The following is a 7,303-nucleotide window of genomic DNA, read 5'->3' as shown; positions in this document are numbered from 1 at the left end:
CCGCCCCCCCACCATGTAGCGCAGGTGGGTCTTGGCCAGTTCATTTCCGGTCAGGTCGAGGGTGTCCAGGCCTTTTTTCCGGAACATGGCCGCCAGCTTCTCGGGCTCGCCGGCGGAATTGATCTGCACGCCCACGAACACGTGGGCACGCGCGGCGTCGGAAATGCGGTAATTGAATTCAGTGACACTGCGCTTGCCCAGGGCCTCGCATAAGTTGCGGAAGCTGCCGCGCTCTTCTGGGATGGTCAGCGCAAAAATCGCTTCACGCGCTTCGCCGACGTCGGCCCGGTCGGCCACGAAGCGCAGCCGGTCGAAATTCATGTTGGCGCCGCTGGTGATGGCCACCAGGGTCTTGTTCTTCCATTTGTTCTGCGCCGCGTAAAGCTTGGCTCCGGCCAGTGACAGAGCGCCCGCGGGCTCGAGCACGCTGCGCGTGTCCTGGAAGACATCCTTGATGGCGGCGCAGATGGCGTCGGTGTCGACGGCGACGAAGTCATCGACGTACTGGCGGGCCAGCTTGAAGGTTTCGCTTCCCACCAGCTTGACTGCGGTGCCGTCCGAGAATAGCCCGACGTCGTTCAGTTCCACCCGGCGACCGGCCTTGACGCTGCGCATCATGGCGTTGGAATCGACCGTCTGCACGCCGATGACCCGCGTTTCCGGACGTAGCTGCTTGATATAGGCGGCTACGCCGGCGATCAGGCCGCCGCCGCCGATGGGTACGAAGACCGCGTCGATGGGGCCGGAGTGCTGGCGGAGGATTTCCATGCCCACCGTGCCCTGGCCCGCGATGACGTCGGGGTCGTCGAAGGGGTGGACGAAGGTGAGCTTGTCTTTCTTTTCCAGCTGCATGGCGTGCTGGTAGGCGTCTGAATAGCTGTCGCCGACCAGTACGGTCTCGCCGCCCAGGGCCTCGACAGCGTCGATCTTGAGGCGCGGCGTGGTGGTCGGCATGACGATGACCGCGCGGCAGCCCAGCCGCCTGGCGGAAAGGGCCACCCCTTGGGCATGGTTGCCGGCCGAGGCGGCGATGACGCCGCGCTTGAGCTCGGCCGGCCCAAGATTGGCCATTTTGTTGTAGGCGCCGCGCAGCTTGAAACTGAAGACTTCCTGAGTATCTTCGCGCTTGAGCCAGACCTTGTTGTGGATGCGGGCTGAAATGAGAGGGGCGGATTCGAGGGGGGACTCGACGGCGACGTCGTAAACTTTTGAGTTGAGGATGCGCTTGAGGTAGTCGTTGGACATGGAAAGAGCGGGCCTGAGGATTGCGTGAGGCAAGAATATCACAGCGATCAAACGGCTTGAAACAGCGCTACACTTACGCGCTATGGAAGCCTGGCTGCGATCTTCGATTCATTGGTTGCTGGCGGCCCTGGCTTTGCCTCGGGTCGGGCTTAGCGCCATCTTCATAGTCAGCCTGGTCTCCGCCACCATTCTGCCGCTGGGTTCAGAGCCGGCGGTGTTCGGCTACGTCAAGCTATCCCCCCATATGTTCTGGCCGGCCGTGCTGGTTGCCACGCTGGGCAATACATTGGGCGGCATCATCAGCTACGCCATGGGGCTGGGCGCCGAAAAAGGCTACGAACGCTGGCGCGAAAAACACGGTCACCTCGACGTCGAGTCTCAGCGGCGCAAGTCGGCCGGGCGCTGGCATCGCCAGGTCAGTGCTTGGGTGCACAGATTTGGGCCCGCCGCATTGTTCTTCTCCTGGCTGCCCATCATCGGCGATCCCTTGTGCGTGGTGGGGGGCTGGCTCAAGCTGCCGTTCTGGCCGTCTGTTTTCTTTATGGCGCTTGGCAAGTTCCTGCGCTACGTGATCATGACGGGCGCATTGCTGTGGTTCTTTCCTGAGGCGATCAACGGCTGACCCGTAGCGGTTCGGGGTAAACCTGCGGCGGCGATGAAGTAAACTTACCGGTCACCAGCCAGGTTTCTTTTTCCATTGCCATGAACGCCCCTCTCGCCAGTCAATTGCTTGCCGCCAATGCTCAGTCGGCGGATGCGCCCCGCTTGCGCGAAATCCCCTACAACTACACCTCGTTCTCTGATCGCGAGATCGTGTGCCGTCTCCTGGGCGAAGAAGCCTGGCAGTGGCTGACCGATCTGCGCTCTGAGCGGCGCACGGGTCGATCGGCCCGTATGCTTTTCGAGGTGCTGGGCGATATATGGGTGGTCAGGCGCAACCCATATTTGCAAGACGACCTGCTGCACAGCCCCAAGCGTCTGCATGCGCTGATCGAGGCGCTGCGTCATCGCCTGGGCGAGATCGACAAGCGGCGGCAGGCCGACGCCTCCGAGCGTGACGAGCGGGTCGCCCGACTGCTGCAGGCTGCGCAAGGCGCACTGGCCCAGTTCGAATCCGAGTTCGAGCTTACCGCGGTGCTGCGCAAGAAGGTCATGAAGCGTTTGTCCCGGGTTACGGCCAAAGACAACATCAAGTTCGATGGCCTATCGCGCGTGTCCCACGTAACCGACGCCACCGATTGGCGGGTCGAGTACCCGTTCGTGGTGCTTACGCCCGATTCCGAGGACGAAATCGCCGCATTGGTGCGGGCCTGTATCTCGCTTGACCTCACCATCATTCCTCGCGGCGGCGGTACGGGTTACACGGGCGGGGCCATTCCGCTCACCTGGCGTTCGGCCGTCATCAACACCGAGAAGCTTGATACCCTGGGCGAAGTCGAGGCGGTCCCCATGCCCGGGCACGACGAGCCGGTTACCACGGTTTGGGCGGGCGCGGGCGTGGTCACCCGGCGCGTGGCAGAGGCCGCCGAGGCGGCCGGTTTCGTGTTCGCCGTCGACCCTACGTCGGCGGACGCTTCTTGTGTCGGCGGCAACGTTGCCATGAATGCGGGGGGCAAGAAGGCCGTACTGTGGGGCACAGCGCTTGACAATCTGTCATGGTGGCGCATGGTCGATCCCGATGGGAACTGGCTTGAGGTCAGCCGCCTGGATCACAACCTGGGCAAGATCCACGATGCCCCCCATGCCACCTTCAAGCTCGAGTGGTTCGACGGCGCCCAGCCTCCGGGAACCCGGCCCTTGCGCAGCGAAACCCTGGTTATCGAGGGCGCCCGCTTCCGCAAGGCGGGCTTGGGCAAAGACGTTACCGACAAATTCCTCGCGGGTTTGCCGGGCATCCAAAAAGAAGGCTGCGACGGCCTCATCACATCGGCACGCTGGATATTGCACCGCATGCCCGTGCATACCCGCACCGTCTGCCTCGAATTCTTCGGCCAGGCTCGCGATGCTATTCCATCCATTGTCGAGGTCAAGAATTATCTCGATACTGAAGGGCGGCGCATGGGCGCGATTCTGGCCGGCCTCGAGCATCTCGACGAGCGCTATCTGCGTGCAGTGGACTACTCAACGAAAAGCAAGCGGGGCGGTTTCCCCAAAATGGCCTTGTTCGGCGATATTGTCGGAGATGACCCCGACGCGGTGGCCGCCGCCGCCAGCGAGGTGGTGCGCATTGCCAATACCCGCCATGGCGAAGGTTTTGTTGCAGTCAGTGCCGAGGCGCGCAAGCGTTTTTGGCTCGACCGGGCGCGTACCGCCGCAATCGCGCGCCACACCAATGCCTTCAAGATCAACGAAGACGTGGTTATTCCGCTTGATCGCATGGGTGAATATACCGACGCGATCGAACGCATCAACATCGAGCTGTCCACCCGCAACAAGCTGCGCCTGCTGGACCAGCTCGAGCTGTTTCTTACTTCGGGTGAGCTGCCGGTGGGCAAAACCGAAGATCACGACGACGCCGAACACACCCGCGAAGATATTCTGCAAGAGCGCGTGCGCGATGCGGTCGCCACCTTGCGTGCGGTGCGCGAGCGCTGGAACTGGCTTTTGCTGAACCTCGACGAGCCATTGCACGAAAGCCTTGGGCGCATGCAGGATCTGGGCCTTGAAGACATCGAGCATCGCACGCTGGCGGCCCGCGTGGCGAAGCAGCCCGATGCCCATGTTTTCGACGTGGTGCAAGACCACACTATACGCATCTCCTGGAAGACCGAGGTGCGCGCGCTGATGGAGCGATATTTCGCCGGCGCCGATTGCGCCGCCGTGCTCGCCGAAATCCAGGCCATCCACGACCGGGTCTTGCGCAGCCGGGTGTTTGTCGCTTTGCACATGCATGCCGGCGATGGCAACGTGCACACCAACATTCCCGTCAACTCCGACGACTACGAGATGCTGCGCGAAGCCAACGAGACCGTGGCGCGCATCATGAAGATCGCCCGCGACCTGGATGGCGTCATTTCCGGCGAGCATGGCATCGGGCTGACCAAGTACGAGTTTCTTACGCAAGAAGAGCTCCAGCCTTTCCAGGATTACAAACAGCGGATCGACCCGCAGGGCCGCTTCAATGCCGGCAAGCTGATGCCGGGGGCTGATCTGCGCCACGCCTGGACCCCCAGTTTCAATCTGCTCGGGCATGAATCGCTGATCATGCAGCAAAGCGAGATCGGCGCCATATCATCGGCCATCAAAGACTGCCTGCGTTGTGGAAAGTGCAAGCCCGTCTGTGCCACCCACGTTCCACGGGCGAACCTGCTTTATTCACCGCGCAACAAGATTCTGGCCACCTCGTTGCTGATCGAGGCCTTTTTATATGAAGAGCAAACTCGACGCGGCGTGAGCCTGAAGCATTGGGGCGAGTTCGAAGACGTGGCCGACCACTGCACCATCTGCCACAAGTGCTACAACCCTTGCCCTGTGGATATCGATTTTGGCGACGTTTCCATGGAGATGCGGGCGTTGCTGCGGCGCATGGGCAAGAAGTCGTTCAATCCCGGTACGACCGCCGCCATGTTCTTCCTTAATGCCAAAGACCCTCGTGTCATCAAGGCTACGCGCACTGCCATGATCGATGTGGGCTACAAGGCCCAGCGCCTGGCCCACAATCTTCTGGCTGCGCCGTCGCGCAAGCAGGTCGAGCACCCTCCGGCCACGGTCGGCAAAGCGCCCATCCGCGAGCAGGTCATTCATTTCGTCAATCGCAAGATGCCGGGCGGTCTGCCCAAGCAAACGGCCCGTAAGCTGCTTGACATCGAAGACCCCGAATACGTGCCGATCATCCGTGATCCGGCCACTACCTCGCACGATACCGAAGCCGTGTTTTATTTTCCGGGTTGCGGCTCCGAGCGCCTGTTCTCTCAAGTAGGCCTGGCTACCCAGGCCATGCTGTGGCATGCCGGCGTTCAAACTGTTCTGCCCCCGGGCTATCTGTGCTGCGGCTATCCCCAGCGCGGCAACGGCATGAATGACAAGGCCGAGAAGATCATCACCGATAACCGGGTGCTGTTCCATCGCATGGCCACCACGCTTAATTATCTGGACATCAAGACCGTGGTGGTCAGCTGCGGCACGTGCTACGACCAGTTGGCGGGGTACGAGTTCGACAAGATCTTCCCCGGCTGCCGCCTGATCGACATCCACGAGTACCTGCTCGAAAAAGGCATACGGCTCGAAGGGGCCACAGGCGTTCGCTACATGTATCACGATCCATGCCATACGCCCCTGAAGCTGCAAGACCCCATGAAAACGGTCAAGTCCCTGGTGGGCGATGGCGCCATCCGCACCGACCGCTGCTGCGGTGAATCGGGCACTTTGGCCGTTTCGCGTCCCGACGTCTCGACCCAGGTGCGTTTCCGCAAGCGCGAAGAGCTGGCCAAGAATGAATCCGCTTTGCGAACCGATGGCTACCAGGGCGAGGTCAAGATGCTGACTTCCTGTCCGTCATGCCTGCAGGGGCTTGCGCGCTTTCAAGGCGATACGGGCATGGACGCCGATTACATCGTGGTCGAGATGGCTCGCCATATATTGGGCGAAACCTGGATGGAAGACTACGTGAAGCAGGCGAACGGGGGCGGGATAGAGCGCGTTCTAGTCTAAAGCCAGAAGCTGTTGCGGCCGCCACATCATTGGTGGCCGGGGCAGGCCGGCCCTTGGGCGATTGTCGGCACGCGGCGTGGCCGGCTGCCTGGCTCAGGCCATTGATTCGTCTGGGGCGGCCACCCGCGATGCGGGAAACTCTAACGAGAACAAGCTGCCGGCGCCCAGGCGGCTGCGGATATTCAGTTCGGCGTCGTGGCGCATGGCGACGTGCTTGGTGATGGCCAGGCCCAGGCCGGTGCCGCCAGTGGCGCGCGAGCGGCCACGGTCGACGCGATAAAAGCGTTCGGTCAGTCGAGACAGGTCATGGGCGGCGATGCCGATGCCGGTGTCCTGAACCGAATAGCAAGCAGTGCCGGATTCAGTCAGGTACCAGCTTACGGTGATGGTGCCGTCCTTGGGCGTGTAGCGCACGGCATTGGTAAGCAGGTTTTCGATACCGGAAGCAAGCTCTGATTCAATGCCGGTTACGTACAGCTCGGTGTTCACGTTTTCCACAAACACATGCTGGTCCTTGGACAAGCTGTGCGCGCGTTGCAAGGCAATGTCGATCAGGTTGCTGACTTTTACGGGCACGCCTTGGCTTGATGGCGACGACTCGAGCGTGGAGAGCGTGAGCAAATCGTCGACGATGGCTTGCATGCGCCTGGCCTGGTCTGTCATGAGGGTGTGGTATTGCTCACGTTGCTCGTCGGTGATCGATTGTGCGGGTATATCGTGCAGGGTCTCCAGAAAGCCTGCAAGCACGGTCAGTGGAGTGCGCAGTTCGTGCGATACGTTGGCCACGAAATCCTGGCGTGTGGTTTCCAGTTTTTCCAGCTGCGTCACGTCGCGGGTAACGACAAGGAACTGGTTGACGCCGTACTGGGTAAGTTGAACCAGCAGCGAGCGGTCCCGGCCCTCGCGGGTGACATGCAGCAGCAAGGGCTCGGACCAGTCTTCCTTGCGGGCGTAGTCGGCAAACTCGGGGCTTCGCAGGATGTTGAAGATGCTGAAACCCCGGTCGATCTCCATGTTCAGCCCGGTATGTTCGGAGGCCATCGGATTGCACCAGGTGACGGCCATTTCTTCGTCGAGCGTTATTGCTCCGTCGGGCAGGGCGCCGGCGGCAAGCATAATGCTGTCGACGTGCCGGTTCAGCTCATCAATTTCGCGGCGGTTGGCGCGCAGCTTGCGGTAGATGGGCGCCAGGATTTCGTCCCAGGGCCCTATCGAGGGCGGGGGCGGGTCTTCGACGTTCTTGACCCATCTTGATATCTGGGACAACTGAATGCCGCTGATCAGAATCATGCTCACCAGGCCGAATGTCAGAATAGACCACCCGACAACCGGGCTTACCCATAAGCCGCATATCCAGGCCACAAACGCCCAAAGACAGATCGTGATAAGGGTTTTTGTCATGCTTGGG

Annotated in this window: 4 protein-coding genes; 2 read left to right on the top strand and 2 right to left on the bottom strand. The window is 61.4% G+C overall.

Annotated features, from left to right (window positions below):
• Positions 1–1,245 (bottom strand): threonine ammonia-lyase, biosynthetic (gene ilvA / locus ACIY1O_RS04780; RefSeq protein ID WP_397473942.1); only part of this gene is annotated, 1,245 nt, incomplete at its 3' end.
• An 82-nt stretch (positions 1,246–1,327) separates the two neighbouring features.
• On the opposite strand from ilvA, the gene ACIY1O_RS04775 reads away from it, so the two are divergent.
• Together ACIY1O_RS04775 and ACIY1O_RS04770 are read left to right on the top strand one after the other, a co-directional pair.
• Entirely contained in the window at positions 1,328–1,867 is a 540-nt protein-coding gene (locus ACIY1O_RS04775; RefSeq protein WP_397473941.1) for a YqaA family protein, read from the top strand.
• An 80-nt stretch (positions 1,868–1,947) separates the two neighbouring features.
• A complete protein-coding gene (locus tag ACIY1O_RS04770) occupies positions 1,948–5,895 on the top strand; it encodes a DUF3683 domain-containing protein (RefSeq protein WP_397473940.1) in 3,948 nt (1,315 codons plus the stop codon).
• Between the two features lie 93 nt (positions 5,896–5,988).
• Here the strand turns inward: ACIY1O_RS04770 and phoR are convergent, their stop codons facing one another.
• Positions 5,989–7,296 carry a phosphate regulon sensor histidine kinase PhoR gene (gene phoR, locus ACIY1O_RS04765; RefSeq protein WP_397473939.1) on the bottom strand — a complete coding sequence of 436 codons (1,308 nt, stop codon included), beginning with the start codon at positions 7,294–7,296 and terminating at the stop codon, positions 5,989–5,991.
• Between the last annotated feature and the right edge of the window lie 7 nt (positions 7,297–7,303).

Source organism: Pusillimonas sp., from assembly GCF_044464525.1.
In the GTDB taxonomy this organism is placed as follows: Bacteria; Pseudomonadota; Gammaproteobacteria; order Burkholderiales; family Burkholderiaceae_B; genus Pusillimonas.
This window is presented reverse-complemented; position numbering and strand designations above follow the sequence as displayed.